Origin of the sequence: Alkalihalobacterium sp. APHAB7 (assembly GCF_048323755.1) — a bacterium.
GTDB lineage: Bacteria > Bacillota > Bacilli > Bacillales > Bacillaceae_F > Alkalihalobacterium.
In genome coordinates, this window is sequence record NZ_JBLWFS010000019.1 from 29,618 (window position 1) to 48,067 (window position 18,450).

Annotated in this window: 21 protein-coding genes and 1 riboswitch; all 21 genes read right to left on the reverse strand. The window is 37.4% G+C overall.

Annotation, left to right across the window (positions count from 1 at the left end):
* Positions 1–67 precede the first annotated feature (67 nt).
* The 21 genes from lysA to ACNSTQ_RS16590 all read right to left on the reverse strand — a co-directional run bounded on the left by lysA (position 68) and on the right by ACNSTQ_RS16590 (position 18,449).
* Positions 68–1,387 carry a diaminopimelate decarboxylase gene (gene lysA / locus ACNSTQ_RS16490; RefSeq protein ID WP_418200915.1) on the reverse strand — a complete coding sequence of 440 codons (1,320 nt, stop codon included), beginning with the start codon at positions 1,385–1,387 and terminating at the stop codon, positions 68–70.
* A 201-nt stretch (positions 1,388–1,588) separates the two neighbouring features.
* A riboswitch (Lysine riboswitch) is annotated at positions 1,589–1,768 on the reverse strand.
* Between the two features lie 100 nt (positions 1,769–1,868).
* Complete coding sequence (locus tag ACNSTQ_RS16495) at positions 1,869–3,347, reverse strand: spore germination protein (protein WP_418200916.1); 1,479 nt, start codon at positions 3,345–3,347, stop codon at positions 1,869–1,871.
* A gap of 3 nt (positions 3,348–3,350) precedes the next feature.
* On the reverse strand, positions 3,351–3,911 hold the full coding sequence (locus ACNSTQ_RS16500) for a stage V sporulation protein AE (protein WP_418200917.1): 561 nt from the start codon (positions 3,909–3,911) through the stop codon (positions 3,351–3,353).
* A gap of 4 nt (positions 3,912–3,915) precedes the next feature.
* The gene (gene spoVAE / locus ACNSTQ_RS16505) at positions 3,916–4,266 is read right to left on the reverse strand and encodes a stage V sporulation protein AE (protein WP_418200966.1); all 351 of its coding nucleotides are present in this window, start codon (positions 4,264–4,266) and stop codon (positions 3,916–3,918) included.
* Positions 4,266–5,282 (reverse strand): stage V sporulation protein AD, encoded by a 1,017-nt coding sequence (spoVAD, locus tag ACNSTQ_RS16510; protein WP_418200918.1) that lies wholly within the window; start codon positions 5,280–5,282, stop codon positions 4,266–4,268. The genes spoVAE and spoVAD overlap by 1 nt, the downstream gene beginning before the upstream one ends.
* Positions 5,283–5,333: 51 nt before the next feature.
* Positions 5,334–5,795 carry a stage V sporulation protein AC gene (spoVAC, locus tag ACNSTQ_RS16515; RefSeq protein WP_418200919.1) on the reverse strand — a complete coding sequence of 154 codons (462 nt, stop codon included), beginning with the start codon at positions 5,793–5,795 and terminating at the stop codon, positions 5,334–5,336.
* An 18-nt stretch (positions 5,796–5,813) separates the two neighbouring features.
* The gene (locus ACNSTQ_RS16520) at positions 5,814–6,236 is read right to left on the reverse strand and encodes a stage V sporulation protein AB (RefSeq protein WP_418200920.1); all 423 of its coding nucleotides are present in this window, start codon (positions 6,234–6,236) and stop codon (positions 5,814–5,816) included.
* Positions 6,226–6,849: a stage V sporulation protein AA gene (locus tag ACNSTQ_RS16525; protein ID WP_418200921.1), complete on the reverse strand. Its 624-nt coding sequence runs from the start codon at positions 6,847–6,849 to the stop codon at positions 6,226–6,228. Before ACNSTQ_RS16525 ends, ACNSTQ_RS16520 begins: the two co-directional genes overlap by 11 nt.
* Positions 6,850–7,076: 227 nt before the next feature.
* Complete coding sequence (sigF, locus tag ACNSTQ_RS16530) at positions 7,077–7,835, reverse strand: RNA polymerase sporulation sigma factor SigF (RefSeq protein WP_418200922.1); 759 nt, start codon at positions 7,833–7,835, stop codon at positions 7,077–7,079.
* Between the two features lie 12 nt (positions 7,836–7,847).
* Positions 7,848–8,288, reverse strand: a complete 441-nt coding sequence (gene spoIIAB / locus ACNSTQ_RS16535; protein WP_418200923.1) for an anti-sigma F factor — start codon at positions 8,286–8,288, stop codon at positions 7,848–7,850.
* A gap of 3 nt (positions 8,289–8,291) precedes the next feature.
* Positions 8,292–8,642, reverse strand: coding sequence for an anti-sigma F factor antagonist (gene spoIIAA, locus ACNSTQ_RS16540; RefSeq protein WP_418200924.1), 351 nt, complete (start codon positions 8,640–8,642; stop codon positions 8,292–8,294).
* 211 nt (positions 8,643–8,853) lie between these two features.
* Positions 8,854–10,017, reverse strand: coding sequence for a D-alanyl-D-alanine carboxypeptidase family protein (locus ACNSTQ_RS16545; RefSeq protein WP_418200925.1), 1,164 nt, complete (start codon positions 10,015–10,017; stop codon positions 8,854–8,856).
* Positions 10,018–10,268: 251 nt separating this feature from the next.
* The gene (locus ACNSTQ_RS16550; protein ID WP_418200926.1) at positions 10,269–11,570 is read right to left on the reverse strand and encodes a pyrimidine-nucleoside phosphorylase; all 1,302 of its coding nucleotides are present in this window, start codon (positions 11,568–11,570) and stop codon (positions 10,269–10,271) included.
* Between the two features lie 13 nt (positions 11,571–11,583).
* On the reverse strand, positions 11,584–12,411 hold the full coding sequence (locus ACNSTQ_RS16555) for a purine-nucleoside phosphorylase (protein ID WP_418200927.1): 828 nt from the start codon (positions 12,409–12,411) through the stop codon (positions 11,584–11,586).
* A 15-nt stretch (positions 12,412–12,426) separates the two neighbouring features.
* On the reverse strand, positions 12,427–13,227 hold the full coding sequence (locus ACNSTQ_RS16560) for a purine-nucleoside phosphorylase (RefSeq protein WP_418200967.1): 801 nt from the start codon (positions 13,225–13,227) through the stop codon (positions 12,427–12,429).
* Positions 13,228–13,256: 29 nt separating this feature from the next.
* Entirely contained in the window at positions 13,257–14,438 is a 1,182-nt protein-coding gene (deoB, locus tag ACNSTQ_RS16565; RefSeq protein ID WP_418200928.1) for a phosphopentomutase, read from the reverse strand.
* 166 nt (positions 14,439–14,604) lie between these two features.
* Positions 14,605–15,495 (reverse strand): site-specific tyrosine recombinase XerD, encoded by an 891-nt coding sequence (gene xerD / locus ACNSTQ_RS16570; RefSeq protein WP_418200929.1) that lies wholly within the window; start codon positions 15,493–15,495, stop codon positions 14,605–14,607.
* A gap of 29 nt (positions 15,496–15,524) precedes the next feature.
* Positions 15,525–15,755, reverse strand: coding sequence for a YqzK family protein (locus ACNSTQ_RS16575; RefSeq protein WP_418200930.1), 231 nt, complete (start codon positions 15,753–15,755; stop codon positions 15,525–15,527).
* Between the two features lie 213 nt (positions 15,756–15,968).
* The gene (locus ACNSTQ_RS16580) at positions 15,969–16,430 is read right to left on the reverse strand and encodes a Fur family transcriptional regulator (RefSeq protein WP_275116680.1); all 462 of its coding nucleotides are present in this window, start codon (positions 16,428–16,430) and stop codon (positions 15,969–15,971) included.
* A gap of 124 nt (positions 16,431–16,554) precedes the next feature.
* Positions 16,555–17,202, reverse strand: coding sequence for a stage II sporulation protein M (gene spoIIM, locus ACNSTQ_RS16585; RefSeq protein ID WP_418200931.1), 648 nt, complete (start codon positions 17,200–17,202; stop codon positions 16,555–16,557).
* Positions 17,203–17,279: 77 nt separating this feature from the next.
* On the reverse strand, positions 17,280–18,449 hold the full coding sequence (locus tag ACNSTQ_RS16590) for an endonuclease Q family protein (protein ID WP_418200932.1): 1,170 nt from the start codon (positions 18,447–18,449) through the stop codon (positions 17,280–17,282).
* Between the last annotated feature and the right edge of the window lies 1 nt (position 18,450).

Here is an 18,450-nt window from a genome sequence, read left to right on the forward strand (position 1 = left end):
AAGATCATGGCCTCCACAGAAAAAATCCACTCTCTTACAACCGCAGAGAGTGGATTTTATTATTTTATTACACTTTTTCTTTCGTATTTAACGGCAAATCAAAACGAACTAAATCTTCATACGTTTCTCTTTCAACCACTAATTGCGCATCTCCATCTTCTACAAATACAACTGCCGGACGAGGAATTCGGTTATAATTATTAGCCATGGAATACCCGTACGCGCCTGTACAAAAAACAGCTAATACATCTTTATGATTGGCTTTCGGAAGCGGTAAATCCCAAATGAGCATATCACCGCTCTCACAGCACTTACCAGCTATCGAATACTTCGTTTCCACTTGATCATTAGCACGATTAGCAAGAATTCCTTCGTACTTCGCTTGATATAAGGCTGGGCGAAGGTTATCTGTCATTCCACCATCAACTGAAAGGTAATGACGGACATTAGGAATATCCTTTTGTGAACCTAATGTATATAGAGTTGTTCCCGCGTCACCAACTAGTGATCGACCTGGCTCAATCCAAATTTCCGGCATTGATAAATTCAATTTATTCACATGATGTTGAACAGCTTCAATCGTAGCTTTTACATAATCACCAACCGGTAATGGTTCATCGCCTTCAATATAACGAATACCAAAACCTCCACCTAAATTTAATACTTTTAAGTCAAAGTTTAATGACTTAGACCAATTTTCAATATAAGTGTAAAGCTTTTCAACAGCCAAGACAAATCCAGTCGTTTCAAAAATTTGTGAACCTATATGGCAATGAATTCCTAGTAATTCAAGTTGCTCACAATCCAAAGCCCACTCAATTGCCCGATCTACTTGCCCGCTTAACAAATCAAATCCGAATTTAGAGTCTTCCTGACCTGTAGTAATATAATCATGTGTATGTGCTTCTACACCTGGAGTTGTTCTTAATAATATAGATACTTTACGTTGATGTGTATTTGCTGCTTGCTTTAATAATTCTAATTCATAAAAATTATCTACTACAAAACAACCTATGTTTGCACGAACAGCCATATCTATTTCTTCTGGACTTTTATTATTCCCATGAAAGTGAACACGCTCCATAGGAAAGCCAGCAATCATTGCCGTATACAGTTCCCCACCTGAAACGACATCTAAGCTTAGATCTAATTCATTTGCGAGTTGAACCATTGCAACACAGCTAAATGCTTTACTAGCATAAGCAACTTGACTTCTTACATCTAAATCATTAAATGCCGTTTTAAATGCTTTTGCCTTCTGTCGAATGAGTGAAACATCATAAACAAACAGAGGAGTTCCGTATTGCTTCGCAAGTTCAACTGTATCAATTCCACCAATTTCCAGGTGGCCAATGTCATTAACTCTACTTGTACCATGTAAGTGCATCGTTTCTCTCTCCTATCTTCGCATCAACTAACAATCTACAACATATAAAAATATTCCTTCTATATATGAGAGATTGGAGATCCGTTTTATATTCTAATTGTATAAATGAAAGGTGAGATACCTACCTATTTGGTTAATAAAAAAACAGCTAATGTAGTTACACTAGCTGTTATGACCGAGCCATAGCAAGAGTAACCTCATTTGTAGAATAGTACTCCACTGTATTTAACAGTGACAGTGTGTCACTTTTTTAATGACACCCCAGTAAAAGAATAGGATGGTACCACTCTTTCACTTCGGCAAATCGACCTTTCTGCCTGAATCATCGCTTCCATCTCGCTCTTCAGACATACTCATTCTCACTGCACCTCTACCCCGTGTTTCATAAAGAAATGAGGGACTTATACAATTAATAGGTACACTTTATCATAATCCTTGCTAAGTGGCAACATTGTTAACGATATGTCTTATACATATTAATTTATGATTGTTTAATCGGATCCTTTGGACTGACTATGCTAGGACGCCGTTTAACGGACGGCACAGAAACTCGAACGAGAATTTGCCAAAAGGCAGCTGGATTAAATGGCAATAATGGCCATAAATATGGTTTATTTAAAGATTTTATCATCGTTAGAAGTAAAATAAATATCGTTGAAGCAATAACAAATCCTGGTAATTTAAAGATAGCTACAACTAACAATAATGCTAACCTTGCTACTTTCATCGCTATCCCTAATTCATAACTCGGTGTAGCAAATGTTCCAATCGCTCCTAAAGCGACGTATAAAATGACTTCTGGCACAAACAATCCTACATTAATTGCAATTTCACCTATTAATAATGCCGCAACTAACCCTAATGCGGTTGCTAAAGGGGACGGAGTATGGATGGCGGCCATCCTCAGTAATTCTATTCCAAGTTCAGCAAGTACAATTTGTACAAAAACAGGAACATTCGTTGTTTCATTTGGACCAATAAATTCCAACATCTCTGGTAATAAATTTGGTTGCATAACAAACAACAACCAAAGCGGAAGAATAAACAAAGCTAAGATCATTCCTGAAAAACGAACCCATCTTAAAAAGGTTCCTATAGCAGGAGCTTGTCGGTATTCTTCAGCATGTTGAACATGATGAAATAACGTAGTAGGTGTAATAATGACACTCGGTGATGTATCGACGGTTATAATAACGTGTCCTTCAAATAAATGAGTGGCTGCAACATCTGGTCTTTCCGTATACCGTACAAGCGGGAATGGATTAAAGCCTTGTTTAACAATATATTCTTCAACCACTTTATCTGCCATAGTTAGTCCGTCTATTTGTATGGACTCTAACTCTTTTTTTATTATTTTCACGAGATCGGGATCAGCTACATCCTCGATATAAGAAATACACACATCCGTTTTTGAACGGACACCAACTTGCATAATTTCGTTACGTAATCGCTCATCTCGAATCCTTCTTCGCGTTAACGCTGTGTTCTGAATGATGTTTTCTGTATATCCATCACGAGCACCTCTTACTACCCGTTCCGTATCCGGTTCATCAGGTCCTCTACCAGGATAACTTCTTACATCAATAACAAACGCTTCATCTTCACCCTCTAGTAGAATGAAGATCAATCCAGATAACATTTGCGTAATCGCATCATCAATGGTTTTAACCGTTTCAACTTGTTGATGAACTAGATGATTTTCTATCATTTGTTTTGCATTTGTTATTTTTTCATTTTTTCCGTCAAGTCTGCTTAATTCTTTAAACAATTCAATGATAAATTGTGTATCACACAAGCCATTAACAAAATACACTTGAATTTGCTTTCCTAAAATATTAAATTTTCGAATTCCAACATCGAAGCTTGTACCGATACCTATACGACTTTTTATAGCCGTTTCATTATCAAATATATTATTAGTGATTGGTTGCTTTTCAGGGTTAATTAAATTTTTACTCATTCTTCATCCCCTCCGTTCTAAAATAAGTTCAACTGCCTTCCTCGTAATTGGCGATCCTTTTTCAACCGTATCAAAACCTCCCATTTTTCCAATATCACCAACACCGACAACGATAGGAATTTCCAATTCATCTAAAATATAGACAGTATCGCCATCTATTCTCCCTAATTCAATATCTTGTAATCCATTTTTATCAACACCAAATTCTGTTAAATTTCCAAACCTGTCAATTGAAACATCAACCTTTGTCCATTCTGCAAAGTGAGTATGTGATGCGACAGCTATAGCACCAATCACCTCAACCGTTGGGTCACTTGCTACATATCTTAATGCTTGTTCTCCTGGACCTTCCATTTTATAACCACAGTCATCAAACATAACAAGGATTGGATCATAGGGAGTTTTATGGATTAAGTCTACTAATTCTTGCCCACCTAAAACTGAAGGGTTTCCTGCTGAACTAGAAATACACCTGCCGCCAATTTCTTTGGCAACATGTTGAACTGCCTTTTTAGCTGATTCGTCTCCATCGGTAATTAAAATCACTTTTTTTCGTGGTTTCATCCTATTACCCCTTAGGTTTAAAAATAACAGCAACTAAAAATCCAAATAAAATTGCCGTGGAAATACCGACAGAAGTGACTTCAAAAATCCCCATACCTACCCCTAAAAATCCATAACGTTCAGCTTCTGTCATTGCACCATGGACTAAAGAGTGTCCAAAACTGGTAATTGGTACTGTTGCTCCAGCTCCCGCAAAATCGATGAGTCTGTCATATAAATGAAATCCATCTAATAGAGCTCCAGCAACGACTAAAGTACTCATCATATGTGAAGGTGTCATCTTAAAAACATCCAGAAGTATTTGCCCAATGAAACAAATGAACCCACCTACTGCAAATGCAATGATATACTCCATCATTGCTCAACCACCTCTGATTCAAAAACAACACCATGAGCAATACAAGGTATTGACTCTTTTTGCTGCATCATTGTTGGACTCATTAATGCTCCCGTCGCAACGACAAGCATTCGTTTCAATTTCCCTAATTGCATTTGTTTTATTAAGTGTCCATATGTAACGACAGCCGGGCAAGCACATCCGCTACCTCCTGCAAATACAGGTTGATCTCTACTAAAAATCATCACACCGCAATCTTGATGTTTATTTTTTAGTTTAATTCCCTGCTCTCGCAGGAGCTCTTTAAGTACCTTACTTCCTATTGTTGATAGGTCACCTGTGACAATTAAATCGTAATCCTCTTCAGACCTACCCGTTTCCTTAAAGTGAGTTAATATGGTATCCACCGCTGCTGGTACCATCGCCGTTCCCATATTGAAAGGGTCTTTTATCCCCATATCAACAACCCTCCCAATTGTTGCGTGCGTAACTCTAATAGTTGAAGGTTTTTTGCTAAGAAGTACTGCACCTGCACCAGTCACCGTAAAAGTGGTCGTGTCTGGCTTTTGTCCCCCAAATTCAGTCGGATAACGAAATTGCCGTTCTGCTGTAGCATTATGACTGCTCGTTGCAGCAATTACTCGGTTGCCAAATCCACCACTAATTAAGGAAGCACCTATCGCAACAGTCTCCATCGCAGTAGCACAAGCTGAAAATGCTCCTAAATAGGGGATCTTCATTTGTCTAGCTACATAGTTTGATGTAACATTCTGATTGAGCAGATCACCAGCCAACATTAAACTAATTTCCCTTTCTTTTTTGTTAGCTCTTTGTAAACAGATTGAAATGGCATCTGTCATTAATCGGCGTTCAGCTAATTCCCAGTTATCTTCACCACAATATAGATTGTCATAACACTTATCGAAACTGTCATTCAATGGGCCATTGCTTTCATAAGGTCCAACCGCTGTACCCACTGCTTCTACAAAAATATCCTCCTTAAAGTGCCATGTTTGTTGCTGATTGATATTCATTTGATTTCTCCAATTCTTTTGAGTTTGGAAAGAAGGCTTCTATTAGCCCTCTTAGGTAATTAACGTTTGAACTAACAACCTTGTTAATCCTACTAAGTAAGCAGAAACAACTCCAAACGCAATAACAGCACCCGCTATACGAAACATATTAGCTCCAATTCCAAGTACAAGTCCTTCACTACGATGTTCTAAAGCCGCACTTGCTATTGCATTTGCAAAACCAGTAACAGGTACGAGTGCACCTGCACCTGCAAATTGGCCAAGTCGATCAAAAAAACCTAAACCTGTCATTAAAGCTGCAATTAAGATTAAAGTAGCAATCATAGGACTTACAGCGGTAGCTTCTGTTAAATCAAAGACTCTTAAATAGTAATTTGAAATACCTTGTCCAAATGCACAAATAATTCCACCTATTACATAAGCTTTAAATCCATTTTTTAAGTAGTGGGCTTTAGGTTGAAAAGGTTTGATTTTTTTCTGAAACTCTTTTTGTAACTTTTTATTGTCCTCCATCTCTCCATGACCTTCCTTCTATCGATCTACAAAGTAAATCCAATGATAAAGCGAACCAAAGACCTTTCCTAAAACGATAGCCATTAACAATAAAATTATTTTTTCAGCAATACCTAAGCGTTTTGCAAGTATAGGTAGCACATTAAGAACCTCTGTCAGTGCTGCAGCCAATAAACCAATAAAAATTCCCTCTGCTAATCCAATTGGAATAAGTAAAAAAGCACTCAAATATAAAACAATATCATTTAAACTAAACACTGAACCTGTTAAAGCGCCCAAAACAACAGCCCACTCATATATATGAATATACTTTCCTGTTTTTGATAACTGAGTAAGTCTAGGGACGACCCCGAGCACCGTTAAGAAAGCAACAAATCCACTCCCAACCGCAAGACCTCCAGCTAGACCAATTAGGATCGTTAACACAGCTTCAATGGTCATTCAACTTTGTTTCACTTTCACTGTTTTCGTGATGCGTAATATATTGGTCTAAGTCTTGCTGATACTTAAACATTTCAACTTCAAGAGGACTAGGTTCTTCATTTAATCGTTTTCGGAAGACATGATTAAAGAATATAATCATCCCTAACCCTAATCCGATGGAATACGGAACTTGTAATAACAGCGGCTTAGCAATTTCATTCCCAGTAACTGTAGTGAACATCCGTTGATGAACTTCCCTCATGCTGACATCTTCATGGAAGTTCATAATTGCCATACCAGCACCGATAAATAAAAGTAGCCAAATGAATACAAAATAAACAGGTTCAATCCTCTTTGATTTCATTTTCACTTCAAGGATTGTCTGTGCAGCCCCAATCGATTGAACATCACTGTGAGGAACAGCCTCACTTATTGCAATAATGACTTTCATTACATCAATTAATACAAAGTTTTTATCACTCGGCTTCACTTGGTGGATTGGAAGGTGAATGATCTTCTCCCTTATTAAAGGTTCAGCAATTATCTGTGCTAATTCTCCAACTTTTACATGCTGATTTGCTTTAACCTCTACCTTATGCCTCATTCGGATATAGACTAAAAGCTCACTCATACCTCTCCCTCCAAAACAGGAAATTACTATCTAAATTGTCCTAGTATGGTTATGATTTGCATTAAGTACTAAATTATGTATTTTAGTTATGAAAAGCGATGTTACAGTTACTCTGATTAATAAAGAATGCTTATTAAGCATCATCATCTAAAAAATAAAAGATCATAATATATGCCCTCATAGCTGTAACATGTAATGACTAGACCAAAGAAAAAAAGACCAAAGGACTAATCGCCCATTTGGTCTCTAATCTGTTCAAGTATTTTCTTTTCTAATCTTGAAACTTGTACTTGAGATATTCCGAGTCGCTCAGCTACTTCAGATTGAGTCTGATCTTTGTAATATCTCAAATATACGATAAGTCGTTCTCGTTCATCTAAATGGCGGATCGCCTCAGTTAGAGCAATCTTATCAAACCACTTATTACCCGTTTGATCAGCGATTTGATCTAAAAGCGTAATAGGATCTCCATCATTTTCATAGACTGTTTCATGAATGGACGTTAATGAACGACTTGCTTCTCCTGCAAATACTACCTCCTCAGGAGAGATTTCTAGTTTTTCAGCAATCTCATTTACCGTAGGAACTCGTCCTAACGTTTTGGAAAGTTCGTCTTTGACCTTACGAATTTTATTACCCAACTCTTTTATCGATCGACTCACTTTAACCGTTCCGTCATCTCGCAGGAAGCGTTGAATTTCACCGATAATCATTGGGACAGCATACGTTGAAAACTTCACATCATACGACAAGTCAAACTTATCGACTGATTTAATTAGGCCAATACAACCAATTTGGAACAAATCGTCTGCTTCATATCCCCGGTTTAAAAAACGTTGGACGACAGACCAAACAAGGCGAGTGTTTCGGTTCACAATTAAGTCCCTAGCTTCTACATCACCTGCTTGACTTCGTTCAATAAGCTTTTTAATTTCATCATCTTTTAAGTAGGCATCGTTATTTCCATGCTTAACCTCCACATCCATAGGCAGGACTCCTTAATTGCACATGGCTTTGCTTTTTGATAGATATTTTTTTAAATATACGGTTGTACCCATCATCGGTTCAGAGATGACTTGAAGTTCATCCATGAAGTTTTCCATGATCGTAAAGCCCATACCAGACCGTTCCAACTCTGGCTTCGTTGTATATAACGGCTGTTTCGCTTCGTTGATATTATCGATGCCTACACCTTCATCACGAATAATGAGTTCAATCGTATCTTGTTCTAGTGTTACTGAAATGAAAACAGTTCCTTCTGGCTGATTATGATAGCCATGAATAATCGCATTTGTAACTGCTTCAGAAACGACTGTTTTGATCTCTGTAATTTCTTCCATCGTCGGATCAAGTTGTGCAACAAAGGCACCAACAGTTACCCGAGCAAATGCCTCATTTTGACTTAAAGCTGAGAACTTTATCTCCATAGAATTCTTCATTGATTAAGCCACCCCCAATGTCTGCAAGGCAAATTGTTCACTTTCCTCAAGCCTTACAATTTTAAATAGGCCAGACATCTCGAAAAGTCGTTTAACTGCTGGTGAAATTGCACAGACAACCATTTCTCCATCATTATTTTTCACTTGTTTATAGCGACCAAGTATTACTCCTAGACCAGAACTATCCATAAATGAAAGTTGCTCAAGGTTTAAAACGATATGCTTTAAATCTTGATCCACAAACTGTCTTTCAACTTGTGTTCTTAATTGCTCTGCTGTGTGATGGTCTAGCTCACCTTCGAGGCGAACTAACAAAACACTGCCTCTTTGCTCTAAATCAATGATTAAACTCACTGGTCTCACTCCCTCAATGGTAGTAGGAACATACTTAATTAATCATGTCCCATAATGTTCTGCTAGAGAGAGTTTCTATATTTCACCTGCTTACTCCTTCTCGGTGACAAAACTAGTGAAATTTAGTCGTAAATAGTAATAATTCTATATCCCATTCGTCAAAAGATAACAAAGTTTCTCAAAGTATTTGGCGTATTCGTTGCTATTGTTTTTAATGGACTTGACCAAATTTACCTAATGTACGTTTAAATAATTGCCACCAAGAAGCAGACGGCACATCTTCAACTGCAACAAGATCTGTTTCGGAAACGACCTGCCCTTCATTTTCAATAATTAACGTACCTAATTTATCACCTTTTTTAATTGGTGCTTTTAGGTCCTCTACAATTGTTACTTTTTCTGTCATATCTTCAACTGTTTCACCTTTTTTCGTTAACAATGAAACAGGTTCAGCTGTAACAGCTCCTACTTTATTAATTGCACCTTTACTCACTTTTACTTGTGCAAGTTCCTGGTCACGATCATACAACTTATGTGTCATATATTGACTAAAGGCATAGTCTAGCATTTCCGTAACTTGACGGTTTCTCTCTTTAGGAGATGGAGCGCCCATAATGACAGAGATGACACGCATCCCATTCTTCGCTGCAGTCGCTGTCAAACAATACTTCGCCTCACTCGTATATCCTGTTTTTAATCCATCCACACCTGGATAAAATTTAACTAATTTATTTGTATTGACGAGCCAAAACTGTTTGTCCGTGTTTTGCCGTAAGTAATCTTCATAAATTCCTGTGAAGTTTGTAATATCCTCATATTTTAATAATTCTTTTGACATCATCGCTAAATCTTTTGCTGTCGTATAGTGGTCAGGTGAAGGCAATCCATTCGAGTTATTGAAGTTTGTATTTTGAAGTCCAAGCTCTTTTGCTCTTTCATTCATCATACGAACAAACTCTTCCTCAGAACCTGCAATATGTTCTGCCATAGCTACTGAAGCATCATTTCCTGAAGCTACCGCAATTGCTTTTAGCATATCAGTAACAGTCATTTCTTCTCCAGGTTCTAAGAAGATTTGTGAACCACCCATCGATGCTGCTCGTTCACTTGTGCGGACTTTATCATCATATTTAATTTTACCTTTATCGAGTGCCTCCATAATTAAAAGCATCGTCATGATTTTCGTCATACTTGCCGGTGGTAATTCTTTGTCACTATTCTTTTCAAATAAGATTTCTCCAGTATCTCGTTCAATTAATATCGCAGAAGAAGCATCTGGCGCTAACTGTACCCCTTTTTCTGCAGCTAAACTGCTTGTAGAAAACATACTCATAATGAGTACGAACGATAACATTGATGAAATGATAGCCCTCATGTTCCAATGACCTCCAATTTTGTTAGTGATTTTTACAGATTAAGACTAATTCTTTTCTAATAATTTTTTCCAATTCATAAAAGTTTATACATATAAATGTGAAACTTCGTAATCAAAGGGGTAGCTGGTAGCTGGTTGCACTAGAAATTCAAGTAAAGTGTAAAAGGCAGATCTATCAGGACATAAACATGTACTTGAAAGATTTAACTCCATAGAAAAAAGAGACTAGCATTGCGCTAGCCTCTGAGTATTTATGAAATTGTATTGTAGATGAGTGTAGGAGGATTGACTGGATTTTGCACTATTGTATAAGACCCTTGGACTAATTCAATAACGCTCGCAACATTTTCACTATTACTATGAAGAGTTGCTATGGCCTCTCCCTCTTTTACTTGATCTCCAATCTTTTTATGAAGAATAATTCCAACAGCTAAATCGATTGAAGATTCTTTAGTTGCTCTTCCTGCTCCCAACGTCATCGCCGCTAAGCCGATTTTATCAGCTACAATTTTAGAGATGTAGCCACTTTCAGTTGCCTTAATTGGAATTTCAAATGACGCAGTCGGTAACTTATCAAGATCATCAACAACAGTTAAATCGCCACCTTGAGCGGCAATAAACGCTTTTAACTTTTCGATTGCAGCCCCATTAGTAATCACTTCTTGGAGCTTAGCTCTTGCTTCCTCAATTGAAGTTGCTTGTTTTGCCAGGAAAACCATATAACTGCCCAGCGTCAAACAAAGCTCTAGCAAATCATCAGGTCCATTTCCTTTTAACATTTCAATTGCTTCTCTTACCTCCAAAGCGTTACCAACTGAATATCCCAACGGTTGGTTCATGTCTGATATAATTGCCATTGTTTGTCTACCAAGATTATTTCCTATCTCAACCATCGCTTCTGCCAATTCTTTAGACTTTTCAAGCTCTTTCATAAAGGCACCAGAGCCGGTCTTTACATCTAAAACGATCGCATCTGCTCCAGACGCAATTTTTTTACTCATAATTGAACTTGCAATTAACGGGATGGAATTAACCGTAGCCGTTACATCACGTAGGCCGTAAAGCTTTTTATCAGCAGGTGTTAAGTTTGCGGTTTGTCCGATCACTGCTAATTTATTTTTATTAACGAGTTCACTAAATTCACTCGTATCAATTTCTACATGAAAACCAGGGATTGCTTCAAGTTTATCAATTGTTCCACCGGTATGACCTAAGCCACGGCCAGACATTTTAGCAACAGGAACACCCGCAGCTGCTACTAAGGGTGCTAACGCAATTGTTGTTTTATCCCCTACTCCACCAGTAGAATGCTTATCCACTTTTATTCCTTCTATTTCTGATAAATCTATTTGATCACCAGATTCAACCATTGCCATCGTTAAAGATGCACGTTCTTGCGGTGTCATATCTTGAAAAAAGATAGCCATCGCAAATGCAGAAATTTGATAGTCCGGAATCTCATCATTTGTGTACCCTTTAATGATGAATTCTATTTCTTCTTTGGTTAATTCCGCACCATCTCGTTTTTTTTCAATTAAATCGACCATTCTCATTGAATGTTACACCTCACAGCTCGACATCTGCTACAATTTTCTTAACAAGCTTAATAAATTTTGGTTTTGTGCGGTTCGCGACCTCAACTACCTGCTCATGAGTAATTCCTTCTAAATCTTCACCAATTGCCATATCAGTAATACAAGAAATACCAATCACTTTCATTTGTGCATGGCTTGCTACAATTACCTCTGGAACAGTAGACATACCAATTACGTCGCCACCCAGATTTCTTAACATAATAAGTTCTGCTCCAGACATATATGTTGGACCAGTCACACCAGCATAAACCCCTTTTTGGAGTTTTATATCTAGTTCATTTCCTACTTGTGCTACAAAATCAACAAGCTTAGGTGTATAAGCACTGCTCATATCAGGGAAACGTGGTCCTAGCTCATTGTAATTTGGCCCAATAAGCGGATTTTCTCCTGTCATATTTAAGTGGTCCGTAATGATCATTAAATCTCCAGGAGCAAACTCTTTGTTCATTCCACCACAAGCATTTGTTACAACAATCAACTCAACACCTAGTTGCTTCATTACACGAACAGGAAACGTCACTTCTTGCATGGAGTAGCCTTCATAGTAATGAAAACGACCTTGCATCGCAATTACTTGTTTTCCTTCAAGTTGACCAATGACCAGTTGTCCGGCATGTCCTTCTACTGTTGAAACCGGGAAGTTAGGAATTTCACCATAAGGAATTTGAACTGGATTTTGAACTTCATCTGCCAGCTCACCTAGACCTGAACCAAGTATTAAACCGATTTTTGGCTTCCCTGAAATTTTCTCTTCTATAAATGCAGCTGACTCGTTAATTTTTACTAACATGTTTTCCATATGTATTACCCCTTCCTATATATCCTTCACAACGTTTTTAACTAGAGATAGAAAGTGCTCTTTAACTTGTTCTGTTGTTTCGATCACTTCATCGTGTGTCAAAGGTTGATCTAAAATCCCTGCTGCCATATTAGAAATACAAGAAATTCCAAGAACTTCGATACCAGAATGACGAGCAACAATCACTTCAGGAACAGTAGACATTCCAACCGCATCTCCGCCAATCTTACGTATCATACGAACTTCAGCTGGCGTTTCATAGCAAGGACCCGTATTTCCTACGTAAACTCCTTCTTGAACTGAAATGTTTAGACTCTCAGCCACTCTTTTTGCTAAACTACGTAAGCTTGGAGAGTAAGCATTCGACATATCAGGAAAACGAACCCCAAACTCTGGATCATTTCGACCAATAAGTGGGTTTTGATTCATATTATTAATATGATCACTAATAATCATTAGATCACCAGCTTGGAAACTTTCATTTACACCGCCAGCCGCGTTCGTTACGATCACAGTCTGTACTCCTAATTCTTTCATAACCCGAACAGGAAACGTTACTTTTTCTAGCGTATAGCCTTCGTAAAAGTGAAATCTTCCTTGCATCGCGACTACATCTTTTCCTTGTAATGTCCCTAGTACGAGTTGACCGGCATGACCTTCAACAGTTGATACTGGAAAATTCGGTATTTGATCGTATGGGATTTTCACCGGATTTTCAATTTCTTCTGCCAGTACTCCTAGTCCTGAGCCTAATATAAGACCAATTTGAGGTTTCTTATTAAATTTACTACGAATATATTCCGCAGCTTCTGTCATCAATTGCTTGTTTATCATCTTATCTCCTCCTAAATTTCATTTAAGAAGCTAGTACCGTATGCAGGCATTTTCACAGAAAAATTATCAGCAACAGTTGCTCCTACATCAGCGAAAGTTTGCCTAATCGATAAATCTTTACCGACTTCTATGCCTTTGTAGTAAACAAGAAGAGGCACAAATTCTCGCGTATGATCGGTACCCTGGTGGGTAGGGTCATTACCATGATCTGCTGTAATAATGAGCAAATCATCATCTACTAGTTGTTCGAGAACATCAGCTAATTGTTGATCGAAGGCTTCTAGAGCTTTGCCGTATCCTTCTGGATCTCTTCTGTGACCAAAGTTTGCATCAAAATCAACTAGATTTAAGAAGCTAATTCCGGTAAAGTCCATATTGATACTTTCTAACAATTTGTCCATCCCATCATCATTTGACGTTGTTCGCATGGACTGAGTAATTCCTTCACCATCATAGATGTCACTAATTTTCCCAATAGCGATGGAGTCAAGTTGTGCATCTGCTAATTCATTCATTACCGTACGACCAAATGGCTTTATCGCATAATCATGGCGATTGGCCGTTCGTTGCCAGTTTCCTTTTTCTCCAATAAAAGGTCTTGCGATTATTCTGCCGACCATATATTTTGGATCCATTGTAAGTTCACGTACTTTTTTACAAATATCATATAACTCATCAATCGGTACAACGTTTTCATGGGCGGCAATTTGAAGAACAGAATCAGCTGAAGTATAGACGATGATCGCACCTTTCTCCACATGTTCTTGACCTAACTCTTTTAAAATTTCTGTCCCACTGGCTACCTTATTTCCAATTACTTTGCGACCTGTAATCTCCTCAATCTTTTCGATTAATTCATTTGGAAACCCTTCTGGAAATGTAAGAAATGGCTCTTGTATGTTAAGACCCATTATTTCCCAATGTCCAGTCATTGTATCTTTACCATTTGATGCTTCCTGCATTTTTCCAAAATGAGCAAGCGGTTGATTGGCTTTGGGTATACCTTTAATTTCCTTTATATTACTTAAACCTAACTTTGCCATATTCGGCATATGTAATCCATTCATATGTTCTGCTATATGACCTAATGTATCTGCACCTTCATCATTAAACTTGGCTGCATCAGGCGCTTCTCCAATACCAACTGAGTCCATCACAACTATAAAAATTCTTTTAAAACGATAAGTTGACATATAATGACCTCCAATGCTTCGTACCTTTTTTTACTATACCCTAACACTATAGGAAATAATATGCACTACGTTATGTTAATTATAGAGCAAAACCCTATTAGTTAGGTTGTTACATTTTTTATATACTTCACTTGTCTGATGTCAGACGTCTTGATCGAAAAAGAAATTACGCCCTTGGGTGATACTGGGCGTACACATCTTTTAATCTTGCTTTTGTTACATGTGTATAAATTTGTGTTGTTGAAATGTCAGCATGACCTAACATCTCTTGGACTGCACGTAAGTCTGCTCCATTTTCAAGTAAGTGGGTTGCAAAAGAGTGCCTTAACGTATGAGGCGTTAACTCTTTGTTTATATTTGCTTTTTGAGCCAACCCTTTTAATATTTTCCAAAAGCCTTGCCTTGTTAATGGCTTACCATGATGATTAACAAACACAATCTGATGTTGATTTTTCTTCATCAGTTTAGGTCTAGATTCAGATAAATACTTTTCAAAAGCTTCGCTAGCCTTCGAACCGAGTGGAATGATTCGTTCTTTATTTCCTTTTCCAATACAACGAACAAACCCCATCGTTATATGTACATCCTGCAGTTCGAGCTGGCATAGTTCAGAAACACGAATTCCTGTAGCATAGAGCACTTCAAGCATGGCTTGATTTCGAAGATCTAATTCTGTATTCCCACTCGGAGCCTCGAGCAAAGCCTCAACTTCTTTAGTAGAAAGTACTTTTGGTAACCTCTTAGCTGCCTTTGGAGTTTCGATATGTACAGTTGGATCTCCTTCAGCAATTTTTTCTCGCAAGCAAAATTGATGAAAAGATCGTATAGACGCAATCGTCCTAGCAATTGTCGTATCAGCTCTACCTTTATCTTTTAAATAATATAAATAGTTTAATATTCCGTTTCGATCAAATGCATTGATAGAACTTATTTGTTCTACTTCTTTCATGTACTTCATATATTGACGCAAATCTCTACGATAGGATTCAATGGTATTACTCGAAAGTCCTCGTTCTACCATACTATAGTGGATAAAATCTTCAATATGATCTAGCATGGCCACTTCCCCTAACCATTTAATGTGTGCTACTCTCCATAATGATAGAAAAACATTAACCTATCAAACCATGTCGGCTGTTCATTCACTTGTTCCATTTGTATGACCTTTACAGCTCTTCCTTTCGGCTCATCGTATCGATGATAACTTTCATACTCTTCACTTACCCATAGAATACCATAATAGAACAAAAGTGTGCATCCCATAAATAGTACAAAAACTTTTAGTGTATTCCAAATGGCCTCTAACCATGATTTCATTTCACTCCGACCTCCTAGCAACCTTTCTAACAACAGAAGACCATTGAGAAAGGTAACTCTCTTAATACAAGATATGCCAAGATAAATCGTGTTTATACCTCATTAGTACAAGTTTCTATAAAAAGTATAATATTTCTATTATCTTTGACCCATGAAGTGATACGGAAGGCCAGAACAGCAATATAAAAAACCCTTTTCAAATGAGCAAAAGGGTTAATCACTTTCTTCTGTTGTTTTATTATCATGACATCTGTGACAGATCCCATGAAACGTTAAACGATGGTCTTTTATTTGAAAGTTAAAATCACGTTCTACAATTTTCTCTACATCACCAAGAAGGTCTTCTTGAATTTCATCAACTGAACCACATTCAATACAAACTAAATGATGATGAAAATGGTCGGCGCCTTCTTTCCGTAAATCGTAACGTGAAACACCGTCACCAAAGTTAATTTTGTCCACTACTTTTAGTTCAGTCAATAGCTCTAGCGTTCTATAAACTGTTGCTAAGCCAATTTCAGGTGACTTTTCTTTTACTAGAAGGTAAACATCTTCCGCACTCAGGTGATCTTCTTCATGTTCAAGTAGAACTCTCACTGTTGCTTCCCGCTGTGGCGTAAGCTTATAACTTTGTGAATGAAGTTGCTTCTTTATCCGTTCAACTCGTTTCTCCATTCGGTTTACCCCCCCTCCATTGAAAACAAACGATAATCTTTATATATTATAATGTTTCCAATAGAAGGTGTCAAAGGATAATCATTATTATTAACTAATTATAATTAATATTAAATAATAATAATTACATAAAGTTACTGACAACAATTTTCATTAAATAAGGAGAAATATACGCTTCAAATGCGGATGCTACCGCTAAGATCGCTCCGACACAGAGAATTAACATCGAGTACCTAATGAAAAGAGGAAAGATGGGTTGATTACTTCTTTTTATAAATTGATTACGTATCATGATGAGTGAAAACGAAATCGCTCCAGTAGCGACAATGATAAAGGCTGGTACGAGCACAAAATTTTGTGGCATAACCGAGACAAAAGAAAGGAGAAATCCTGACATGCCCATTTGATTAACTAAAAACCCTACGGTAAATCCTACGACAACTCCTTTTAAAAACAATAATATGAGTATGACTGGAAGCCCTATAATTGATAAACCTAAGATCCACATTAAACCTACATACTTTGCATAGTGTGCAAAGCTCTGTGTGAACATAGCCGATGATTGAGCAATTTGCCCGTCGGATACTTGCCCAAAAAATTGCGTTAAATACATGTATAAATCGTGTTTCTGTGTCAGGCTTAGACTGTTAACGATAATTGCACCAAAAATAATTCCCATTAAAAATAAAATGGTCGTAAAAATATAAATGGAACGATTTTCATCTATATGACTGGCTACCACTTGTCCAAATCGATTGCGATTTCCTCTCATTATGGCCCCTCCTAAACATCCTGTTAGTTAAATCTATGATATTTAGTAGAGGTCTATGACTGGAAATCTATTAATTTTTATTCCACCTTCCCGTACTTCCCCGCACCACCCGCACTGATGGATAATTCCCCTGTTCGACTCAATACAATAGCCTTAGCAACGGGCTCACTCACTACTTCTTTTAACTGTGACAAGCTGGTGTGGTGAATAATGTTCATTTCATTTCCAAAGTAATCTCTTAATTTCATTAATGTTTTTGGACCTAGCTTTGGTATGAACTCTAATGGAACTTGGTGAACATAAGGCGGCCGGTTTACTTTTTTATGATTTGGATCGTTTAATTCCTCCAGTCTTTCAAATACACCTTTTGTAATTTTACTGCTTGAACACTTTGGACAAACCGTTTGTTCACCCACATGAGTGAAACATTGTTCACAAGATGTATGATAATACTTACCGAGTCTTGGATGTAGACCAAAGTTCTTAACAATCATTCTCCCTTTTTTATAATGAAGGGCCAAAACTAATTCGTTGAAGCTTGGCTCTTCCATTTGGACAAGTTGATATTCTCTTCCTATTTTCTCTAAAGAATGAGCGTCAGAATTAGAAACGAACGAAATGTTTGATAATTCCGCAATTCCGTTTACTAGATTTGTGTCTGAACTTAATCCTAACTCAATTGCATCAATATCGGAAAGTTGGAAAACTTCAGTTAAACTCTTTTGAACGCCTTTCCCGTATATCCCTTTATGAGGTGTAAAGGCATGGGCTGGTATGAAAATTCCATCAAGGTCTTTCACCTTTAATTGGATACTATCACTATTTTCATACACCCTTTGTGTGCTTAGTGTTATATTGGTTACACGTTCAGATAGCCACTCACTAAAGGTAACCATCGCTTCAATCGTCGGGAAGTACGTTAATACATGAAATGGTCCATCGCAACTCTCATGATAAATCTCCAATTCAGAACCTAAAATAAGTACCAATCCATTAGAAAATTGAATTCCACCACCAGTAAGCTCTTTAGCTTCACCCTTATGTATACAACCTCTTAACTCCTCGATAACTTCTGGCGAGTGAGAGTCAATGATGCCAACAATATTTAATCCTTTTACCCGATTACTGTAATCTACAATGTTAGTTAGTGTTAACGACTTAGATGCTGTAATTTTTACAGGCTTCCCCGATTTAGTTCTTCCTATATGAATGTGCAAATCTACAAAGTATTGCGGCAATCGTATCACC

Excerpts from the sequence above, each read along its gene's own strand:
- spoVAC (WP_418200919.1), bottom strand. The coding sequence starts at position 5,795 with ATGGAGGACAATAAAAAGTTACAAAAAGAGTTTCAGAAAAAAATCAAA.
- ACNSTQ_RS16575 (WP_418200930.1), bottom strand. The coding sequence starts at position 15,755 with ATGAAATCATGGTTAGAGGCCATTTGGAATACACTAAAAGTTTTTGTA.
- ACNSTQ_RS16550 (WP_418200926.1), bottom strand. The coding sequence starts at position 11,570 with ATGAGAATGGTCGATTTAATTGAAAAAAAACGAGATGGTGCGGAATTA.
- deoB (WP_418200928.1), bottom strand. The coding sequence starts at position 14,438 with ATGTCAACTTATCGTTTTAAAAGAATTTTTATAGTTGTGATGGACTCA.
- ACNSTQ_RS16500 (WP_418200917.1), bottom strand. The coding sequence starts at position 3,911 with ATGAAACCACGAAAAAAAGTGATTTTAATTACCGATGGAGACGAATCA.
- ACNSTQ_RS16545 (WP_418200925.1), bottom strand. The coding sequence starts at position 10,017 with ATGAGGGCTATCATTTCATCAATGTTATCGTTCGTACTCATTATGAGT.
- spoVAE (WP_418200966.1), bottom strand. The coding sequence starts at position 4,266 with ATGGAGTATATCATTGCATTTGCAGTAGGTGGGTTCATTTGTTTCATT.
- ACNSTQ_RS16520 (WP_418200920.1), bottom strand. The coding sequence starts at position 6,236 with ATGACCATTGAAGCTGTGTTAACGATCCTAATTGGTCTAGCTGGAGGT.
- ACNSTQ_RS16495 (WP_418200916.1), bottom strand. The coding sequence starts at position 3,347 with ATGAGTAAAAATTTAATTAACCCTGAAAAGCAACCAATCACTAATAAT.
- lysA (WP_418200915.1), bottom strand. The coding sequence starts at position 1,387 with ATGCACTTACATGGTACAAGTAGAGTTAATGACATTGGCCACCTGGAA.
- ACNSTQ_RS16525 (WP_418200921.1), bottom strand. The coding sequence starts at position 6,849 with ATGAGTGAGCTTTTAGTCTATATCCGAATGAGGCATAAGGTAGAGGTT.
- xerD (WP_418200929.1), bottom strand. The coding sequence starts at position 15,495 with ATGCTAGATCATATTGAAGATTTTATCCACTATAGTATGGTAGAACGA.
- spoVAD (WP_418200918.1), bottom strand. The coding sequence starts at position 5,282 with ATGAATATCAATCAGCAACAAACATGGCACTTTAAGGAGGATATTTTT.
- ACNSTQ_RS16580 (WP_275116680.1), bottom strand. The coding sequence starts at position 16,430 with ATGGAGAAACGAGTTGAACGGATAAAGAAGCAACTTCATTCACAAAGT.
- ACNSTQ_RS16555 (WP_418200927.1), bottom strand. The coding sequence starts at position 12,411 with ATGGAAAACATGTTAGTAAAAATTAACGAGTCAGCTGCATTTATAGAA.
- spoIIAB (WP_418200923.1), bottom strand. The coding sequence starts at position 8,288 with ATGAAGAATTCTATGGAGATAAAGTTCTCAGCTTTAAGTCAAAATGAG.
- spoIIM (WP_418200931.1), bottom strand. The coding sequence starts at position 17,202 with ATGAGAGGAAATCGCAATCGATTTGGACAAGTGGTAGCCAGTCATATA.
- sigF (WP_418200922.1), bottom strand. The coding sequence starts at position 7,835 with ATGGATGTGGAGGTTAAGCATGGAAATAACGATGCCTACTTAAAAGAT.
- ACNSTQ_RS16560 (WP_418200967.1), bottom strand. The coding sequence starts at position 13,227 with ATGACAGAAGCTGCGGAATATATTCGTAGTAAATTTAATAAGAAACCT.